Below are 16,676 nucleotides of genomic sequence, written 5' to 3' on the forward strand. Positions count from 1 at the left end.
ATAGCGGTAACACGTTTCGCTAATCGAAAAAGCCGAGCAAACCAAACGAATACTCACTTTTTTATTTGCCGCTGCATGCTGAGCCATGGTTCGCCGTTGAGACGGCTTCACCACTTTTTTGCCATGGCTTCCTGTATGATCTCGGCTTTCAAGCGTTCTTCAGCGTACATCTTTTTAAGGCGACGGTTTTCCTCTTCAAGTTCTTTCATCCGCGCCATTAAAGAAGCATCCATATCGCCATATTTGGCTCGCCATTTATAAAATGATGCCGCGCTCATGCCATGTTCACGGCACAGCTCTGGAACGGGTGTTCCGGCTTCAGCTTGTTTCAAAATCGCCATAATCTGGCTGTCGGTATAACGTGACTTTTTCATGCAGAACCTCCTGCGTTTAGATTACGAGAAAATTCTACTTTTGGCTGCTGTTAATTTTCGGGGGGATTACCACCAGACTCGACCAGCTCTTGATAACGATAAAATGTGTCTCTTGAAACGCCCATCACTTTGCAGGCTTTTGATACATTACCGAGTTCTTCTGCCAGATTGAGAAGACCAGCTTTGTGTTTAATGATTGGATTGCTAGTATGAAGCATGAGAGTTACCTCTTGTTGTCTTTGATTACGGTTTCGTCACCTTTAATCAAAGTGGGTAACTCTCTTCTTTTCAAATTGAAGTGTCAGATCTAGTCTGAACTAATACAACTAATTCTGCTCTATTGCCGAGTAGATGAGTACCGTTGAACATCCTTTTGAGCAATCCACTCATCCACTTCACTTTCAATCCAACCGACCGCTCTCGCACCCAATGAGATAGGTTTTGGAAATTCATTTTTTGAAATGAACGAATAGATTGTACTTCTTGAACAACCTGTTTTCTGACTTAATTCTCGCATTCGAATAATCTTAACTGACATCTTTTCCATTCTCCTTACAAGAAAAAACTTAGTATCAGATATATTCCGTTCTGAGGCAGTTCAATAATTCAAAGAATTATTCACCTTACTAACCGTTAAGTGTATTCAAAACAGAGAAAGATCCTAAAGAGTACCTTGTTAAATAGCTGCTCCATCGTTGCATCATTTCTCGACGCCGTTCAAGGTAATCTGTTCGGTTGTAGGCATTGCGTATTTTGTCTTTACCAATATGAGCAAGCGCTACTTCAATCAAATCAGGGTCCTCTCCCCACTCATTGAGGGTTGTGCTGGCAAGCGAACGCAATCCATGAGCAGTCGTGCGATTTTTCAATCCTATCCGTTTTAATGCCTTGTTTATTGACTCAGGGTCAACATGACGACTATTACTTCTGGTAGAAGGGAATACATAAGGACTATTAGATGTAAATGCTTTAACACCCTCAAGTATAGAAAGGGTTTCCTCAGTCAACGGTACACGATGTTCGCGTTTCATTTTCATTCTTGAATCTGGGATAACCCAAACTTTATTTTCAAAGTCGATCTCATCCCATTTTGTACCTGCAGCTTCAGCAGGGCGTGTCATCGTATGGAGCTGCCATTCAATCAAATAACGAGTCACAATATATAAATTGGCATGACCTAAAGCTCGCATAAGATCAGACACCTCATGTGGGCTTAAAGCTTTCATGTGCTCAACTACAGGCTTCTTGAACACATCTCTTATGCCTGAAAGAGGGTTGTGATCAATGAATCCACTGTTTACTGCAAAATTCATGATCTCATTAAGGAGCTGAGCTGTTCGCTTCACAGTTTCCAACTTACCAATGCTCTCGGGCTCACGAAGCACTTCTATTACAATTGGAGCACTTAAAGACTTAACAGGGATGTCACCAAGTTTATGAAACGCGTACTTTTCAAGCTTACGCCAGTTATCAAGCATCGTTTTATCTTTTACTTGGCTCACTTTTAATTCTCGCCATTGATCAGCAACGTACTTCAAAGTATACGTTTGTAACAGTTTAAGCTTGGCCTTCCTTTCAATGCGATCTATTTGCGGGTCAATTCCGTCGTGCAATAGCTTACGCATTTCAAGTGCCTTATCCCGAGCTTCTGAAAGTGACACATCAGGGAATGGACCAATGCCTATAAACGTTTTTTTTCCAGTTACTGGTCTTGTATACCTGAACTCCCAAAATTTTGAACCATTTGGTTTAACGTATATGTAAAGACCACCGCCATCTGATTTGCGAATGGATTTACCGTCAACAGACTTCAGGTTTTGGATTTGTTTGACGGTTAGTTTATTTAAACCTGCCATGATGCCTCCTGAATCAGCTAGTGTATGACTGATTTATCGAGGAAAATCACGAAAAATACCGTCATACACAAAACCAATTTTTCTATTAAATTACAATAACTTAGAAGTTATTCAACATTAAAAAGACTGATTTTAAGCTTTGAGATAGGCATGTTACGTTTAATCGAAAAGTGTATGACTCTAATTAGATGAAAGATTAGTCATACTATTTACACTACACTTTTTTCTTGGACGTAATCGTTCAATATGGACACTATTGAACATAAATTATTGATTTTATTGAATTTTAGACACAAAAAAAGACGTCCTTGGACGTCTTTTCTGAGATTATGGCGGTGAGCAAGAGATTCGAACTCTTGATGCCTTTCGACATACACGCTTTCCAGGCGTGCTCCTTCGGCCACTCGGACAGCTCACCAAAACTTTTTGTTTGCAGATATGCAAAACGTGGCGCGTATATTAATTTTGAAGTTATTGAATTGCAAGCTTTTATTTAACTAACAAACGTTAATCGCTCATCTATTCCGGTATTCTCTACTGGTGTCACTTCTGCAGACGCTGTGCCGACATAAATAAGGCCTACAACCTGCTGATTTTCAGTCAAACCAAGCTGATTTTTCGCTGCATCAGTAAACACAGCGGGCCCTGTACGCCAAATACCAGCGTAGCCTAATGCATTCAAACCAAGTAAAGCTTGCTGCGCAGAGGCTGCAACCGCCATCAATTGCTCCATCTCAGGGACTTTCGGATGCTCAATAAGATCTGCATAAACAAGTAGTATCGCTGGAGCACGGTAAGCCTTTTTAATAAACACATCGGCTTTATCGTCACTCAGCTGCTCTACTTCCGATTTTGCATGCTGCCAATAGACCTCTCCTACTTGGCTACGTGCATCGCCTTCGTAGACCTTGAAGCGCCATGGCTTTAAATTACCGTGATCCGCGGCGCGGCTTGCCGCATCGAGAATTTCTCTCCACTCAGAGTGCGTTGGCGCTGGCTCTGCTAACTGATTATTGGATACACGATCACGCATGAACTGCAAAAAATCTTTACTCATAGCACTAAAAATTCCGTTAATATCATAGATATACCTAACATAACCAATGTGTTTAGCCTTGTAAATCTAAACGACTCTCATTAATGGAGTAGGCATTATGGAAAAATGGATACTTTGGCTGTTACTTGAAGCAACTACCGTTATGGTAGTTGCTTCGCTTTGGCTTATCTGGCGCGGAGTCGTTTTGCGCAAAAAAACAGATACGCCCGAGGAAAATAACGTCCATGAAGCAGAGCAAACCGAGCGCCCCTCCTCCTCTGAGCTTTCAGATCAATCCAACGAACAATCTTATAAAGCTTTTGCTCAAGAACTGGAGACACAAGCCAATCATGCCGCAGATCATCTAGTCGCGCTACGAGAATCTAATAATCTGGATCACGTAACTCGAGTCAAGATCTGGGGCACTCTGGTTAAGGCTGAACGAGCTATTGTACTGAATGAAGAAAACCATCAGCCTCAATCCATACTAAATCGTTTTATGGCCAGCATCATTCACACCCTAGAGGCCATTAAGTCAAAGCAGCTCAATACCCATACACTCACCAAGGCCCTAAAGGACATTGATGATGAATTTATCCAAGCCAGTGAACTGCTTATTTCTAAAGAGGAGCTGATTCACAATCAGCGCGACTTGCATCTCGAGCTACATAAGAGCATTGACTATAGCGAACAGAAACTGAAAAAACTCAGTGATAAGTTCAAAGAACTTGAACGACTAAAGCTCGAACTCAAACGCCAGCAGCAACAAATCGACAAACTCGAGAAACATACGGGTAGCGACGACAAATATGTCACCTCTCAGCCACCCAAAGAGCATGAAACGCAGCCACACCATTCAACTCGCCATTTACACCAATTAGAGCGCCTATCAAAACGCCAACAAGCCATTATCGAGCACTTACAAGCGCAACTGAAAGACTCCGATCACAGTAAAAATGACCAACAGGAACAAGAAAGCCAACATATGGCACTCAACAGGATTGAACGCTTATCAGAAGAGTCGAAATCCTTAATCAGTCAGCTACAAATGGAATTGGACGATGCTAATTTGAGCATCAATTCTCTTAAGCAAGATATCTCAGTGAAAGACAAACAGCTCGAAGCAATGGATGCCCAAATAAAAGCCGCTGAAGGTGGGGTACTTGAAGAATTTCAGGCGCTCTCTAGTAATAAACGGCAAACCATTGAAGCACTGCTGGATGATTTCGAGTCCATCAAGTCCGATGCTCAAGCTGCTACCCAACCCTTTTCACAACAAGAAAAAGAAGTTCGTAATCTAGAACAAATCCTTAAGGAATCTGAAACATGCGTACAGCTTCTGGCACAAGAGTTAGAAAACGCCGAGGCCGAAAATTCAACATTACGCGAACAAATTGAGAGCAGCTTAACATTAAATCCTGTCTCTCAAACTAGTGAGAAAGCAGAACTAAACGCTTTACGGGAGGAAAACCATGAATTGGTCAAACAAGTTCATGAGATGAAGGAACAGTTGATTAATCAGGTCTCAGATTCCAGCGAGAAAGCACTGCGTAATCAATACAATAAGAAAAGTCTTGAGCTAGACCGGTTACAGTTGGCCTACTCTGATTTAGAGCGAAAGTATTTAGGAACGCTCCGCTAAACGTTAGCGGAGCGTTTGCCTGATCATTGGCGTGCGAGACGATCATTACCTAACACAATCGGTGAAGTCGAGCGATAAGGGTTTATATCCAAACCACCACGACGTACATAACGAGCGTATACCACCAAGCTTTGCGGCTTACAGCGCGTCATAATATCGATAAAAATGCGCTCCACACATTGCTCATGGAAATCCGTGTGCTCACGGAATGAGGCAATGTATTTCAATAATCCAGCATGATCAATTTGACCACCTTGATAATCAATAAAGACTGACCCCCAATCAGGCTGGTTAGTCACAGGACAATTAGATTTCAGCAAGTGACTGACCAAACGTTCTTCTACTTGCTCCGTCTCTTTTACTGTCAGCAGATCCGCATTGGGATGGTATTCATTAATCTCAACATCAAGGTCATCTATACAGTAGTCTGGCGTAAGGACCACCAATGACTCCATCGCATCCACATCTCGGATAATGACAGTGACAGGAGCTCCAGCAGCAGCAGATAAGTCTGCCTCCAAAATACCTTGCACTTCAAATTGATCTTCGTAGCGCATTTGATTCAATGAGTTTAGGTACAACTTAAACGACTTAGACTCAATAATGTTTGGCGACGAACATGGCAAGCGAAACTCCGCTGTAGCCACGATCGGCTTTCCTTTTTTGTTAAGCCAAGACAGCTCGTATGCGTTCCAAATATCCTCTCCATGGAAGGGTAAACGCTCAGATTCGATGCCCATGTCACGCCATTTATCAACCCGTGCGATAGGGAACAACAAACCAGAATCATATTCAGAAACGTAATCCGTTTTCTGTCCTAAGGGTAAAAACCCCATGCTCAACACCTCAACTTCTAATGCCTCTGCCACGATTTAGCAGAGTTAAGCCAATATAAAATAAACAAATAATGAACGCGCAGATGATAACTAATGCCCACGTCACGTCAATGTCTGATACACCTAAAATGCCATAACGGAACGCATTCACCATGTATAACACTGGGTTTAGCATGGAAATGCCCTGCCAAACGTCAGGTAATAGGCTGATTGAGTAGAAAACCCCACCCAAATACGTTAGTGGCGTCAGGATAAATGTTGGCACAATCGACACGTCATCAAAGTTACGCGCAAACAAAGCATTCACAAAACCACCTAAGGCAAACATCACCGATGTCAACAATACGATCAGAATGGTTAAAAATAGATTATGCAGATGCAAATGAGTGAAGAACAATGACAATACTGTCACCGTGGCACCAACACATAAACCACGTGCCACGCCACCCAAGACATAGCCCGTTAACACCACCCAGTTTGGCGTAGGTGAGACTAACAACTCTTGTACACTGTGTTGAAATTTCGCCGAAAAGAACGATGATGCAACGTTTGAATAGGAGTTGGTGATTACCGACATCATAATCAAACCTGGCACGATGAACTGCATGTAACTAAAGCCATCCATTTCACCAATACGACTACCGATTAAGTTACCAAAAATTGCAAAATACAGTGTCATTGTAATCGCAGGCGGCAACAAGGTTTGCGGCCAAATACGCATAAATCGTCGAATTTCTCGACGTAGGATGGTGTAAAACGCAATCCAGATTTCACTTGAGGACATGCTACTTACTTCCTTTGATTAATTTAACGAATAGCTCTTCAAGGCGGTTCGACTTATTTCGCATACTAACAACTTTGGCGTTCTGATCATTTAGATAAGCAAAAACATCATTGAGGTTTTGCCCCTTCATGACAGAAACTTCAATTGATGAACCATCCCCTACCAATCTGATCTCATAGCCATCTAACTTGACCTCACCGATGGTTTCGTCCAAGTCTAAGACAAAGGTTTCACTACTTAGTGTTTTGAGGAGCGCCTTCACACTGGTGTTTTCAACAATTTCACCACTATTAATGATGGCAATATTGCGGCACAGCTGCTCAGCTTCTTCCAAATAGTGAGTCGTCAGAATAATCGTCGTACCCTGTTCATTTAACTCTTTGATGAACTCCCACATGGAACGGCGCAGCTCAATATCCACGCCCGCTGTCGGCTCATCCAGAATTAATACTTTCGGCTCATGAATCAACGCACGCGCAATCATCAAACGGCGTTTCATACCACCAGACAACATACGTGATTGAGTGTCTTTCTTATCCCATAGATCAAGTTTCTTCAGGTATTTTTCAGCACGCTCTTCTGCGACATGAGTTGGAATACCGTAAAAACCGGCTTGAGTTACCACAACATTGAAGACCGTTTCAAACACATTGAAGTTGAACTCTTGTGGCACAACACCTAGATAGCGTTTCGCACCAGGGAAGTCCTTATCAATATCGACGCCAAAGATACTGACGCTGCCAGAGGATTTATTCACTAAAGAGCATAAAATACCAATTGTGGTCGACTTCCCAGCACCGTTTGGCCCCAACAAGGCAAAGAAGTCACCCTGCTCTACATTCAGGTTAATCCCCTTTAGCGCCTCAAAGCCATTGCCGTAACGCTTTTTTAGGTCCTTTATTTCAATAGCATATGCCATAATAACCTTCTTAATTAATACACCTTAAACCCACCAAGATAGGTTTCGTTTCTCGTGAGTTCTAGAATCCAATTTATTATTAGCCGCCTACAAGTTCTTCAGCAACGTATTCAGGAACACGACCCATTTGATCGATCTGAACTGGCAGAAGAAGAGCAAGATTTCATTAATAAGTGGGGAGAACTAATTATTGCTGGCAACCAAGCACAGCCTGAGTTTCTATTTGACGCTCAGGAGCTTTTAAGTCGCTTTATCCGCTGCTATCCAAACTTAGTACCATTGATGCATCGTGAGCTATTGTATTTTGTTGGCGGTGAATGCCTACACTTCTTGGGTGATGAAGAACTGGCTTTTTACCAACAAATTGACGAGCAATTATACGATGCGGAACAAGCAGGGAAGAGCGTAGATATCGATACGATCATAGAAGCTAACCGCCCTACTGCTCAAGGGGAAACCTTGCAATAAAATTTAAGTTTATAAAAAAAGCGGCTAATGCCGCTTTTTTTTATACTTTTCGGAACACTAAGGTACCGTTTGTGCCACCAAAGCCAAATGAGTTATTTAACACCAACTCTATTTTGCGCTTTTGTGCAGTCATTGACACATAGTTCAAATCACAACCTTCACTTGGCTCATCCAAGTTAATGGTAGGCGGCGCAAGCTGATCGCGAATCGCTAAAACCGAGAAGATCGACTCCACCGCACCGGCAGCACCCAACAAATGCCCAGTCATGGACTTAGTTGAGCTGATCGCCACATCAGATGCGTCGGCTCCCATTAGGGATTTCACCGCTTCGGTTTCCGCTAGGTCACCGATTGGTGTAGACGTACCATGAGCATTGATATAATCGATTTCATGGGCTTCTGCGCCAGCATCTTTCAAAGCAGCAGACATGGCAGACAACGCACCTTCACCATTTTCTGGTGGTGCAGTCATATGGTACGCATCATCACTCATACCAAAACCGGCAAGTTCTGCGTAAATTGTCGCGCCACGAGCAACCGCATGCTCGTATTCTTCTAAAACCAAGATACCAGCACCATCCCCCATTACAAAACCATCACGACCTTTATCCCAAGGGCGGCTAGCCGTCTTAGGATCATCGTTTCGGGTAGATAGCGCGCGCGCTGCACCAAATCCGCCTATCCCCAAAGGGGTAATGGCCATTTCAGCGCCACCAGCCACCATCACATCCGCATCACCATAGGAGATCATACGACCTGCCATACCAATATTATGCGTACCTGTTGTACAGGCGGTGACAATCGAAATATTTGGGCCTTGGAAACCAAAACGAATTGCAACATGGCCAGAAATCATGTTGATAATCGCACCAGGAACAAAGAACGGCGAAATGCGTTTTGGTCCCGATGCGTTAAGTAATTCTACGTTCTTTTCAATCATTGGCAGACCGCCAATGCCTGATCCAATAGCACACCCAATGCGTTTATAATCAACGCTATCAGGAGTTAATCCAGCATCTTCTATCGCTTGGACGGCAGCAGCAATGCCATATTGAATAAACACGTCCATTTTACGAGCTTCTTTAATGCTCATATATTGCGATGCATCGAAGTCTTTTACTTGCGCAGCAAAACGAGTTGAGAACTGAGAGGCATCAAAGTGTTCAATCGCAGATACACCACTTTTGCCTTCAATGATATTGTCCCAAGTGTCTTTTACGTTATTGCCAAGGGGGCTCACCATTCCCATACCGGTGACTACGACCCGACGACGAGACATATGATTCCTCCGAAAACTCCCTTTTACTACAGGGGTAAGAATAAGAAAAGCCGCTGTATATACAATACAAGCGGCTTTTCGGAAACTCAGTGCACCAGAGTATTACAAGTTAGCGTTGATGTAATCAATTGCAGCTTGAACAGTGGTGATTTTTTCAGCTTCTTCGTCAGGAATCTCAGTGTCGAATTCCTCTTCAAGAGCCATAACAAGCTCAACTGTGTCTAGGGAATCAGCACCTAGATCGTCTACGAAAGACGCTGCTGGTACAACTTCTTCCTCTTTAACACCTAGTTGTTCGCAAACGATTTTTTTAACGCGTTCTTCAATGCTACTCATTAGAAGTTCCTACTCTACTCGTTAATAGCTCACTTTGAGCATATTATAAAAATTAGTGACACCCACACTGGGCGTGATTCTCATCATGAACCGGAGACGTATTTTCGTTGAATTCATTACGAATTTCAACTCAAATTACGCCATGTACATGCCGCCATTGACATGCAATGTTTCACCAGTGATGTAACCTGCTGCATCTGAGGTCAAGAAAGCAACAGCTGCGGCAATTTCTTCTGGCTCACCTAGGCGCGCTGCAGGCACTTTAGAAACCAAATTCGCCTTGTGCTCTTCAGGCAGATCTTTGGTCATGTCGGTCGCGATAAAACCAGGCGCCACACAGTTTACTGTGATACCGCGCGAACCAATCTCCGCTGCCAACGAACGGCTAAAGCCTTCAAGGCCCGCTTTCGCAGCTGAATAGTTAGCTTGACCAGCATTACCCATAGAACCAACAACAGAGCTGATCGTTACGATACGACCAAACTTCGCTTTTGTCATGCCACGAAGACACGCTTTAGTCACGCGGAACACAGAAGTCAGGTTAGTGTTGATCACTGTATCCCACTCATCCATCTTCATGCGCATCATCAGGTTATCACGGGTAATCCCCGCATTGTTAACCAAAATCGTTGGCGCACCAAATTCTTCATTGATTTGCTTGATAACAGCATCTACTGACTCGTCATTAGAAACGTCCAGCACCACACCCTTACCATTATCGCCTAAGTATTCGCTAATGCTTGCAGCACCCGCCTCACTTGTTGCGGTACCCACTACAGTCATACCATTAGCGACTAGCGCTTGCGCGATGGCTTTACCAATCCCTCGCGTCGCACCAGTTACTAGCGCAATCTTGCTCATCAAGTTATCTCCAGTCTTTTTTAATTTGCTGTCGCAGCGTCAAAGCTTGCCACATCTCCAATTGCTACGGCGTCTAAACCTTTCACAATTCGCTTGTTTAGACCCGTCAAAACTTTACCCGGACCACATTCAACTGTCTTTTCTACACCAAGCTCATTCAACAAAGCAATAGATTGCGTCCATAAAACTGGCTCACTCAGTTGAGAAACAAGATTTGCCTTGATCTGAGCAGCGTCTGAAACGGCTTGAGCAGACACGTTTTGCACCAATTTAATAGCAGGCTCTTTGAACTCAATGGCATTCAAACGCTCTGCTAGTTTTTCACCGGCTGGTACCATCAATTTACAATGAGAAGGCACACTGACAGGAAGAGGAAGCGCTCGTTTAGCCCCTGCTTCTTTGGCATTCGCCATCGCAATCTCAACTGCAGCCGTTTCACCAGCAATAACGACTTGACCAGGCGAGTTAAAGTTTACTGCACTGACTACACCCTCGGTCACAGATTCACAAGCTGCAATCACTTGATCATCGTCTAGACCAATAATTGCTGCCATAGCCCCCGTACCTGCTGGCACAGATTGCTGCATATATTCGCCGCGTAGCTTTACTAGCTCAACCGCATCCGTGAATTCAATCACGCCAGCACAAACTAATGCAGAATATTCACCCAAGCTGTGGCCTGCTACATAAGCTGGCATGTCACCACCTTGTTGCTCCCATAGACGCCACAACGCCACACTACTTGTTAGTAATGCTGGTTGAGTTTTATCTGTCTGATTTAGCGATTCTGCATCATTCTGAACTAAATCCCACAGGTCATACCCTAGGACTTGAGAAGCTTCGTCAAACGTTGCTTTAATAATGTCGTATTTTTCAGCCAAGTCAGACAACATACCCAGTTGCTGCGAGCCCTGACCAGGAAATACGAATGCTAATGAAGAATTCATAACACCCCCTGTTGAGTTAATTTTGATTCAATTCGTTTGTATAAATTCGTGCGAGCAATATCAATACCGTACTCAATCGCACCGATCATCGCCTTTAAATCTGAGCGACCATGACCTTTCACTAAATTACCTTTGATCCCCACTAAACAGGCACCATGTCGACTTTCCGCCTGAATTAGCTTCTCAATCGCCGACGTATCAACCGAATGTTTAGGCAATTGGGAAAGCAGGAACACAAACAAGCCCTCCGAAGCTTTTAAGACAGCATTGCCGACCATACCATCACAGACGATCACATTCTTTTCACCGGCAAAAAGCTCAAAACCTTCTGCAAAACCGGAAAACTTCGGCCAAGATTGCTCTGATAACATCTGGTAGCACTCTTTAATCACGGAACTACCTTTACTGGTTTCAACACCTACATTAAGCAAGGCAACATTCGCCTCGCTATCACTACGGGCTTCCACATACGAAGCACCTAGCAATGCAAAGCCGTTCAACATTTCCGCCGGACAATGAACATTTGCACCCAAGTCCACCAAACAACGAAGTGGATTAGGCCGCATCTCTCGAATTAAAGCTGGATACAGTTTGGGACGAAGCAACCCCACAATATGCCGTGCAAGCGCCACCATAGCAGCCGTATTACCGAAGGTGACCACTACATCTGCTTTTGCCTCAGCCATATCCGTCAATGCACGATAAATGGTCGAATCTACTCGTTTAAATAATGAACGATCGACAGCTTCCATACTGGCAATGGAATCATGGCAAGCAACAGGAATAATTCGAGAAGAAGGCGAGTCTGCAGGAACTTCGAACTCCTGCGCATCAAAATAGAAATACGCCTCAACATCGGTAAAGGCGGCAACAATTTTTTCTGTTGCTTGGAATGCAATGCGGGGACCTAAGTCCCCGCCCATAGCGTCAATAGCTACCCTAATCATTTGGGGTATCTAATTACTCACCTTTTGGGGTGATTACTTGACGGCCACGGTAAAAACCGTCTGCAGATACGTGGTGACGACGGTGTAGTTCACCAGTAGTTTGTTCTACAGATAGAGTTGGGTTAGTTAGTGCATCGTGTGAACGGCGCTGGCCGCGACGTGAACGAGTCACTTTACTTTTTTGTACTGCCATTTTTGGAGCTCCTAATTTTTCTTAGCCTTTAATTCGGCCAATATACTAAATGGATTCGGTTTAATTTCGTCATCCGGTGCGTCATCGGTAGACGAGGCATACTTTAGAGCTACTGGGTTGCAACCACTTTCGTCGTGATAGGCAACAATAGGTAAAGCGAGAATTAATTCTTGCTCGACCATATCAGCGAGAACGACCTCACCATCGGTCATGACAACGGGATCATAGTCGCCTGGTATATTCTTGGCATGGTCTTCGTCATAAACGAAGCACACACAAAGATCAACCTCTAGCTCAACCGGAGCCGCTTCCAAGCATCGTTGACACTCAACTTGAACAGTAGCTTTAATCGAACCAGTCGCAATGTAGCGCCTATCTTCATCCACTCTAAAGTCTAGATGAACAAACGCATTCCCTTCATTTGACGCTAAAGCAGCGCTCAACTCAGGAAATTGACTAAGTGGTAAACGCCCCTCTAATGTAACTTCATGAGCTGCATGTTTACGAGGGTCAAAATATTTAGGTAATGTGTCATTCAACATGGCGGGGAATAATATTGCCAAGTCCCATTCTTGTCAAAGAATACTGAGGCTTAATTGGCATTTTTTACGTATTATTTCGAGTCTTAGGTAGAATTAGTTAATTTTTCGACAAATCAAAACGCTAGAACGCCCTTATGACACAAAAATTGATCTTAGGCTCATCCTCAAAATACCGTCAACAGTTACTCAAACGACTGGGGATACCCTTTACCACTCTATCCCCAGACATTGACGAAAGCCGATTGACTGCAGAATTGCCAGAACAATACATTGAGCGCGTAACGAAAGCAAAAGCAAACGCCCTATTAGCGCAGCTGAGCAACGACTGTATTTTAATCACTTCTGATCAGTGCGCCACTTTTGAAGACGACATCATCGGAAAACCTCATACGTCAGAAAAAGCCATCGCCCAACTCAAACGCTTTAGCGGTCAGACAGTCAACTTTTTAACCGGTTTATACCTCTATAACAGCCGCACTCAACAAAACCGTTATACGCTTTCAGAGTACAAGGTGACCTTTAGAAACCTAACCGACTATGAGATTGAGCGCTATGTGGCCATTGAGGCGCCGTTAGATTGCGCTGGTAGCTTTAAGTGCGAAGGCCTTGGAGTCGCCTTGTTTGCAAAAATGGAAGGCAGCGATCCAACCTCTCTAGAAGGCCTACCTTTAATAGAAACCTGTGAAAGTTTGCGCCTAGTGGGCTTAGACCCTCTGGCTTAGCAAGCAAACTCTGGCACAGCAACAAAAAACGGAGGCATCACAGCCTCCGTTTTAAATTAAACCTCACGAACAAGCGCTATTTAGCGCACATCAAACAGTAGCGATTTCACCCCAGCACTTAACTCAACGCCAAGCTGTTTTGCCACTTTTTCCCATGGCTCTTGATAAGGTGAGTAGTAAGCAGGAGTCAAACCAGCAAATTCAGTATTTAATAACTGTTGTGCATAACCAAACTCATCAGCCAAGCCATTACGCACCGCCTGCGCACCAGTAAATACCATACCCGTGAACATTTGCGGATCATCCTGCAAACGATCACCACGCCCTTCTTTTACCGCATTGATAAATTGCTGATGGGTCTCATCCAGCACCGCCTGCCAGCTTTGCTGGGCTTGTTCTGTCATCGGCGAGAATGGATCCAAGAAGGCTTTATTTTCACCAGCGGTAAACAATCGACGTTTTACGCCAATCTTTTCAATCAGCTCACTGGCTTCAAAGCCACCAGAAATCACACCAATGGAGCCGACCAAGCTTGCCTTATCAACTACAATCTTATCTGCAGCCGAAGCAATATAATAACCACCCGACGCTGCCATATCCTCAACCGCTACCACTACCGGAATATCAGGATATTGGGCACGGTACTGCATAATCACATCATGCAAGATACCTGAGTGCACAGGACTTCCACCTGGACTGTTCATTTCAATCAACACGGCTCTAGTGGATTGATCGGCGTAGATCTCATCAAAAAGTGGCACATACTCATTGGCATCGATTTCACTTTCAGCGCCTATCGTGCCCTGCATACGAATAATCGCAACACTATCATCCAACGATACCTCATCCACATCTGCCTTCATAAAGGCCGCCACTAAAATACCGATAAAGACAAACAAGTACACAAATCGGAAAAAGATTTTCCAGCGGCGAGCCCGACGCTTTTCAACAATTTGCGAGTTCAAGACTTCTTTTAAAGCGTCAATCACATTGTCATCCGTATTTGCGTTAGATTGTTTGGAAACCTCATTGTCTGCATGCTGCTCAATCTTAGTATTGTTCTTATCGTCTTCTTCATTCCAAGCCATGAACCACTCCATTTGGTCTAATCAGAACCATATCAAATAGACCGTAAATCAAAAATACGACGCCTTAACGCGTCAAAGCCTTAAGTAAACACCGATTGAAGTGTAACATAGCGATATTTATAGGAATAAGGACTTAATAGTGAGCTATTCATTTGAAGATTTAACCGAAGGCCTAACTGCAAGCATCGAAAAAACAGTGACAGAACAAGATGTTCAAGCATTTGCCCAGCTAACTGGCGATACCAACCCAGTTCATCTAGATGCCGAATACGCAGCAACTACCAGTTTCGAAAAGCCGATAGCGCACGGCATGCTAACCGCTGGCTTTATCTCAGCAGCGATTGGCACAAAACTACCAGGACCGGGCTGCATCTACCTAGAGCAAACACTTAAGTTTCGTGCGCCAGTTTTCATTGGCACCACTGTTACAACAACGGTAACAGTCAAAGAACTCAATGAACGCCGTCGTCGTGCTGTCATCGAAACGGTTTGCACCGTGGAAGGCAAAAAAGTAGTGACAGGTGAAGCAACCATAATGATCCCATAACTGGATTAAGGTTTCAGAATGCAAAATGCCGCGCCACTGACTAGGTGGTGCGGCATCTTTTTATCTCTCGTTGGCCCGTCGCAATTTAGTACTTACTTGGTAAAGCCTGCATCGCCTCTTTCCAAGCATCATCAATTGGCGCCTCTAAAACCAGCTTTTCACCGCCGTAGTCAATTTCCAGCATGGCCGCGTGCAAACACAAACGCTTAAAACCAAGTTGCTTAGCCTCAGCGTTCGCTTCATTCGGCGCGTACTTATCATCACCTACGATTGGATAACCTGCAAATTGAGCATGCACACGAATTTGATGTGTACGCCCAGTTACAGGCTCACACTCTATTAATGTGTAACCGTCGAAAGCTCGCAAAACTTTAAAGCGCGTTAAAGACTCCTTGCCATCTGGATGAACCCTCACCACACGCTCGCCAGATTTTAATTCGTTTTTTAATAGTGGCGCATTCACTTGCAACTTGCGCTTTGGCCAAGAACCGATCACCAAAGCATTATAGGTCTTTTGCACACCCTCTTTTTCACGCAGCGCCTCATGCAACATTTTTAACACACTGCGTTTTTTTGCAACCATAATCAGACCAGAGGTATCTCGATCCAATCGATGAACAAGCTCAATGAATTTCTCCTGTGGACGCATTTGACGCACCACCTCCACCAAGCCAAAACTCAAACCACTGCCACCATGCACTGCCAGACCAGATGGTTTGTTAATAACAATCAGTCCTTTATCCTCGTACACAATGCGACTTTCAATCTCTTGTTTAAGACCATCCGCAACCGTTGGCTTATCACTTGGCTCTGCCACTACAATCGGTGCAATACGAATTACATCTTCGCTGCTCAGACGAAAATCTGGCTTAATTCGCTTCTTATTGACACGGATCTCACCTTTTCGTAGCAAATTGTAGATTTTTCCTTTCGGCACTCCTTTTAGAAAGGTTACCAAAAAATTGTCGATACGTTGGCCATGATTGTTTTCATCAATCGTCACAAATCGCACCTGTGGGCGCTCTACTGCGCCATTATTTTCACTTGCTGCCAAAAGATTGGTTTCCTATGTAATTGAAGCACTTAGATTTTACTGTTATATTCAAAACCGCAGAGGGTAAGAGGCAACAGAAAGCCTCGAAGAATCAATTGTAACGAATGAAAAGCCATAACCAAAGCGACACTTTGGTCATTTCTTACCTCTGAGCTAAAAGTTAATTTTTATATAATAAACCGCATGAATCAGTGAATCGGTTCATGGGTGTAACAGTTTACCATTGAAGACGCTTTCAAGATCAG

Annotated in this window: 19 protein-coding genes, 1 tRNA gene and 2 pseudogenes; 4 read left to right on the forward strand and 18 right to left on the reverse strand. The window is 43.9% G+C overall.

Going from position 1 to position 16,676, the window contains the following annotated elements; all coding sequences use genetic code 11:
- The 6 genes and pseudogenes from ASC49_RS08760 to ASC49_RS08785 form a co-directional block, all read right to left on the reverse strand.
- A pseudogene (locus tag ASC49_RS08760) lies at nucleotides 1–374 on the reverse strand (transposase); the annotation flags it as partial.
- 68 nt (nucleotides 375–442) lie between these two features.
- Nucleotides 443–592: pseudogene (locus tag ASC49_RS08765) on the reverse strand (helix-turn-helix domain-containing protein); the annotation flags it as partial.
- Between the two features lie 119 nt (nucleotides 593–711).
- Nucleotides 712–921, reverse strand: a complete 210-nt coding sequence (locus ASC49_RS08770; protein WP_055462875.1) for an AlpA family phage regulatory protein — start codon at nucleotides 919–921, stop codon at nucleotides 712–714.
- A 79-nt stretch (nucleotides 922–1,000) separates the two neighbouring features.
- A complete protein-coding gene (locus ASC49_RS08775; protein WP_055462876.1) occupies nucleotides 1,001–2,230 on the reverse strand; it encodes a tyrosine-type recombinase/integrase in 1,230 nt (409 codons plus the stop codon).
- A gap of 330 nt (nucleotides 2,231–2,560) precedes the next feature.
- Nucleotides 2,561–2,648, reverse strand: a tRNA-Ser gene (locus ASC49_RS08780).
- A 75-nt stretch (nucleotides 2,649–2,723) separates the two neighbouring features.
- Nucleotides 2,724–3,287 carry a nitroreductase family protein gene (locus tag ASC49_RS08785; RefSeq protein WP_055462877.1) on the reverse strand — a complete coding sequence of 188 codons (564 nt, stop codon included), beginning with the start codon at nucleotides 3,285–3,287 and terminating at the stop codon, nucleotides 2,724–2,726.
- A gap of 97 nt (nucleotides 3,288–3,384) precedes the next feature.
- On the opposite strand from ASC49_RS08785, the gene ASC49_RS08790 reads away from it, so the two are divergent.
- Nucleotides 3,385–4,908, forward strand: coding sequence for a coiled-coil domain-containing protein (locus ASC49_RS08790; RefSeq protein WP_055462878.1), 1,524 nt, complete (start codon nucleotides 3,385–3,387; stop codon nucleotides 4,906–4,908).
- A 23-nt stretch (nucleotides 4,909–4,931) separates the two neighbouring features.
- Here the strand turns inward: ASC49_RS08790 and queF are convergent, their stop codons facing one another.
- The 3 genes from queF to ASC49_RS08805 are packed head-to-tail and all read right to left on the reverse strand — an operon-like array spanning nucleotide 4,932 to nucleotide 7,447.
- Complete coding sequence (gene queF / locus ASC49_RS08795) at nucleotides 4,932–5,744, reverse strand: NADPH-dependent 7-cyano-7-deazaguanine reductase QueF (RefSeq protein WP_055462879.1); 813 nt, start codon at nucleotides 5,742–5,744, stop codon at nucleotides 4,932–4,934.
- A 10-nt stretch (nucleotides 5,745–5,754) separates the two neighbouring features.
- Nucleotides 5,755–6,528, reverse strand: coding sequence for an ABC transporter permease (locus ASC49_RS08800; protein WP_055462880.1), 774 nt, complete (start codon nucleotides 6,526–6,528; stop codon nucleotides 5,755–5,757).
- A gap of 1 nt (nucleotide 6,529) precedes the next feature.
- Nucleotides 6,530–7,447 (reverse strand): ABC transporter ATP-binding protein, encoded by a 918-nt coding sequence (locus tag ASC49_RS08805; protein ID WP_055462881.1) that lies wholly within the window; start codon nucleotides 7,445–7,447, stop codon nucleotides 6,530–6,532.
- Nucleotides 7,448–7,501: 54 nt separating this feature from the next.
- On the opposite strand from ASC49_RS08805, the gene ASC49_RS08810 reads away from it, so the two are divergent.
- Nucleotides 7,502–7,915 (forward strand): PA2817 family protein, encoded by a 414-nt coding sequence (locus tag ASC49_RS08810; RefSeq protein ID WP_055462882.1) that lies wholly within the window; start codon nucleotides 7,502–7,504, stop codon nucleotides 7,913–7,915.
- Nucleotides 7,916–7,955: 40 nt separating this feature from the next.
- Here ASC49_RS08810 and fabF read toward each other — a convergent pair whose 3' ends face one another.
- The 7 genes from fabF to ASC49_RS08845 form a co-directional block, all read right to left on the reverse strand.
- Nucleotides 7,956–9,194 carry a beta-ketoacyl-ACP synthase II gene (gene fabF, locus ASC49_RS08815; RefSeq protein ID WP_055462883.1) on the reverse strand — a complete coding sequence of 413 codons (1,239 nt, stop codon included), beginning with the start codon at nucleotides 9,192–9,194 and terminating at the stop codon, nucleotides 7,956–7,958.
- 102 nt (nucleotides 9,195–9,296) lie between these two features.
- Complete coding sequence (gene acpP, locus ASC49_RS08820) at nucleotides 9,297–9,530, reverse strand: acyl carrier protein (protein WP_055462884.1); 234 nt, start codon at nucleotides 9,528–9,530, stop codon at nucleotides 9,297–9,299.
- Nucleotides 9,531–9,665: 135 nt separating this feature from the next.
- On the reverse strand, nucleotides 9,666–10,391 hold the full coding sequence (gene fabG, locus ASC49_RS08825; protein WP_055462885.1) for a 3-oxoacyl-ACP reductase FabG: 726 nt from the start codon (nucleotides 10,389–10,391) through the stop codon (nucleotides 9,666–9,668).
- Between the two features lie 20 nt (nucleotides 10,392–10,411).
- Nucleotides 10,412–11,338: an ACP S-malonyltransferase gene (fabD, locus tag ASC49_RS08830; RefSeq protein ID WP_055462886.1), complete on the reverse strand. Its 927-nt coding sequence runs from the start codon at nucleotides 11,336–11,338 to the stop codon at nucleotides 10,412–10,414.
- Nucleotides 11,335–12,285 carry a fatty acid synthesis protein gene (locus ASC49_RS08835; protein ID WP_055462887.1) on the reverse strand — a complete coding sequence of 317 codons (951 nt, stop codon included), beginning with the start codon at nucleotides 12,283–12,285 and terminating at the stop codon, nucleotides 11,335–11,337. Before ASC49_RS08835 ends, fabD begins: the two co-directional genes overlap by 4 nt.
- Nucleotides 12,286–12,298: 13 nt before the next feature.
- Nucleotides 12,299–12,478 (reverse strand): 50S ribosomal protein L32, encoded by a 180-nt coding sequence (gene rpmF, locus ASC49_RS08840; protein ID WP_055462888.1) that lies wholly within the window; start codon nucleotides 12,476–12,478, stop codon nucleotides 12,299–12,301.
- A gap of 11 nt (nucleotides 12,479–12,489) precedes the next feature.
- Nucleotides 12,490–13,041: a YceD family protein gene (locus ASC49_RS08845; protein WP_245624675.1), complete on the reverse strand. Its 552-nt coding sequence runs from the start codon at nucleotides 13,039–13,041 to the stop codon at nucleotides 12,490–12,492.
- A gap of 113 nt (nucleotides 13,042–13,154) precedes the next feature.
- Here ASC49_RS08845 and ASC49_RS08850 point away from each other — a divergent pair, with 113 nt between their 5' ends.
- Nucleotides 13,155–13,742: a Maf family protein gene (locus ASC49_RS08850; RefSeq protein WP_055462889.1), complete on the forward strand. Its 588-nt coding sequence runs from the start codon at nucleotides 13,155–13,157 to the stop codon at nucleotides 13,740–13,742.
- A gap of 80 nt (nucleotides 13,743–13,822) precedes the next feature.
- On the opposite strand, the gene ASC49_RS08855 is transcribed toward ASC49_RS08850, so the two are convergent.
- A complete protein-coding gene (locus ASC49_RS08855) occupies nucleotides 13,823–14,830 on the reverse strand; it encodes a S49 family peptidase (RefSeq protein WP_055462890.1) in 1,008 nt (335 codons plus the stop codon).
- A 139-nt stretch (nucleotides 14,831–14,969) separates the two neighbouring features.
- Between ASC49_RS08855 and ASC49_RS08860 the strand changes: the two genes are divergently transcribed.
- Entirely contained in the window at nucleotides 14,970–15,377 is a 408-nt protein-coding gene (locus ASC49_RS08860) for a MaoC family dehydratase (protein ID WP_082443773.1), read from the forward strand.
- A gap of 85 nt (nucleotides 15,378–15,462) precedes the next feature.
- Here the strand turns inward: ASC49_RS08860 and rluC are convergent, their stop codons facing one another.
- The gene (gene rluC, locus ASC49_RS08865) at nucleotides 15,463–16,431 is read right to left on the reverse strand and encodes a 23S rRNA pseudouridine(955/2504/2580) synthase RluC (protein WP_055462892.1); all 969 of its coding nucleotides are present in this window, start codon (nucleotides 16,429–16,431) and stop codon (nucleotides 15,463–15,465) included.
- Between the last annotated feature and the right edge of the window lie 245 nt (nucleotides 16,432–16,676).

The organism is Marinomonas fungiae, assembly GCF_001418205.1.
GTDB lineage: Bacteria > Pseudomonadota > Gammaproteobacteria > Pseudomonadales > Marinomonadaceae > Marinomonas > Marinomonas fungiae.

Excerpts from the sequence above, each read along its gene's own strand:
- ASC49_RS08770 (WP_055462875.1), bottom strand. The coding sequence starts at position 921 with ATGGAAAAGATGTCAGTTAAGATTATTCGAATGCGAGAATTAAGTCAG.
- ASC49_RS08775 (WP_055462876.1), bottom strand. The coding sequence starts at position 2,230 with ATGGCAGGTTTAAATAAACTAACCGTCAAACAAATCCAAAACCTGAAG.
- ASC49_RS08785 (WP_055462877.1), bottom strand. The coding sequence starts at position 3,287 with ATGAGTAAAGATTTTTTGCAGTTCATGCGTGATCGTGTATCCAATAAT.
- ASC49_RS08790 (WP_055462878.1), top strand. The coding sequence starts at position 3,385 with ATGGAAAAATGGATACTTTGGCTGTTACTTGAAGCAACTACCGTTATG.
- queF (WP_055462879.1), bottom strand. The coding sequence starts at position 5,744 with ATGGGGTTTTTACCCTTAGGACAGAAAACGGATTACGTTTCTGAATAT.
- ASC49_RS08800 (WP_055462880.1), bottom strand. The coding sequence starts at position 6,528 with ATGTCCTCAAGTGAAATCTGGATTGCGTTTTACACCATCCTACGTCGA.
- ASC49_RS08805 (WP_055462881.1), bottom strand. The coding sequence starts at position 7,447 with ATGGCATATGCTATTGAAATAAAGGACCTAAAAAAGCGTTACGGCAAT.
- fabF (WP_055462883.1), bottom strand. The coding sequence starts at position 9,194 with ATGTCTCGTCGTCGGGTCGTAGTCACCGGTATGGGAATGGTGAGCCCC.
- acpP (WP_055462884.1), bottom strand. The coding sequence starts at position 9,530 with ATGAGTAGCATTGAAGAACGCGTTAAAAAAATCGTTTGCGAACAACTA.
- fabG (WP_055462885.1), bottom strand. The coding sequence starts at position 10,391 with ATGAGCAAGATTGCGCTAGTAACTGGTGCGACGCGAGGGATTGGTAAA.
- fabD (WP_055462886.1), bottom strand. The coding sequence starts at position 11,338 with ATGAATTCTTCATTAGCATTCGTATTTCCTGGTCAGGGCTCGCAGCAA.
- ASC49_RS08835 (WP_055462887.1), bottom strand. The coding sequence starts at position 12,285 with ATGATTAGGGTAGCTATTGACGCTATGGGCGGGGACTTAGGTCCCCGC.
- rpmF (WP_055462888.1), bottom strand. The coding sequence starts at position 12,478 with ATGGCAGTACAAAAAAGTAAAGTGACTCGTTCACGTCGCGGCCAGCGC.
- ASC49_RS08850 (WP_055462889.1), top strand. The coding sequence starts at position 13,155 with ATGACACAAAAATTGATCTTAGGCTCATCCTCAAAATACCGTCAACAG.
- ASC49_RS08855 (WP_055462890.1), bottom strand. The coding sequence starts at position 14,830 with ATGGCTTGGAATGAAGAAGACGATAAGAACAATACTAAGATTGAGCAG.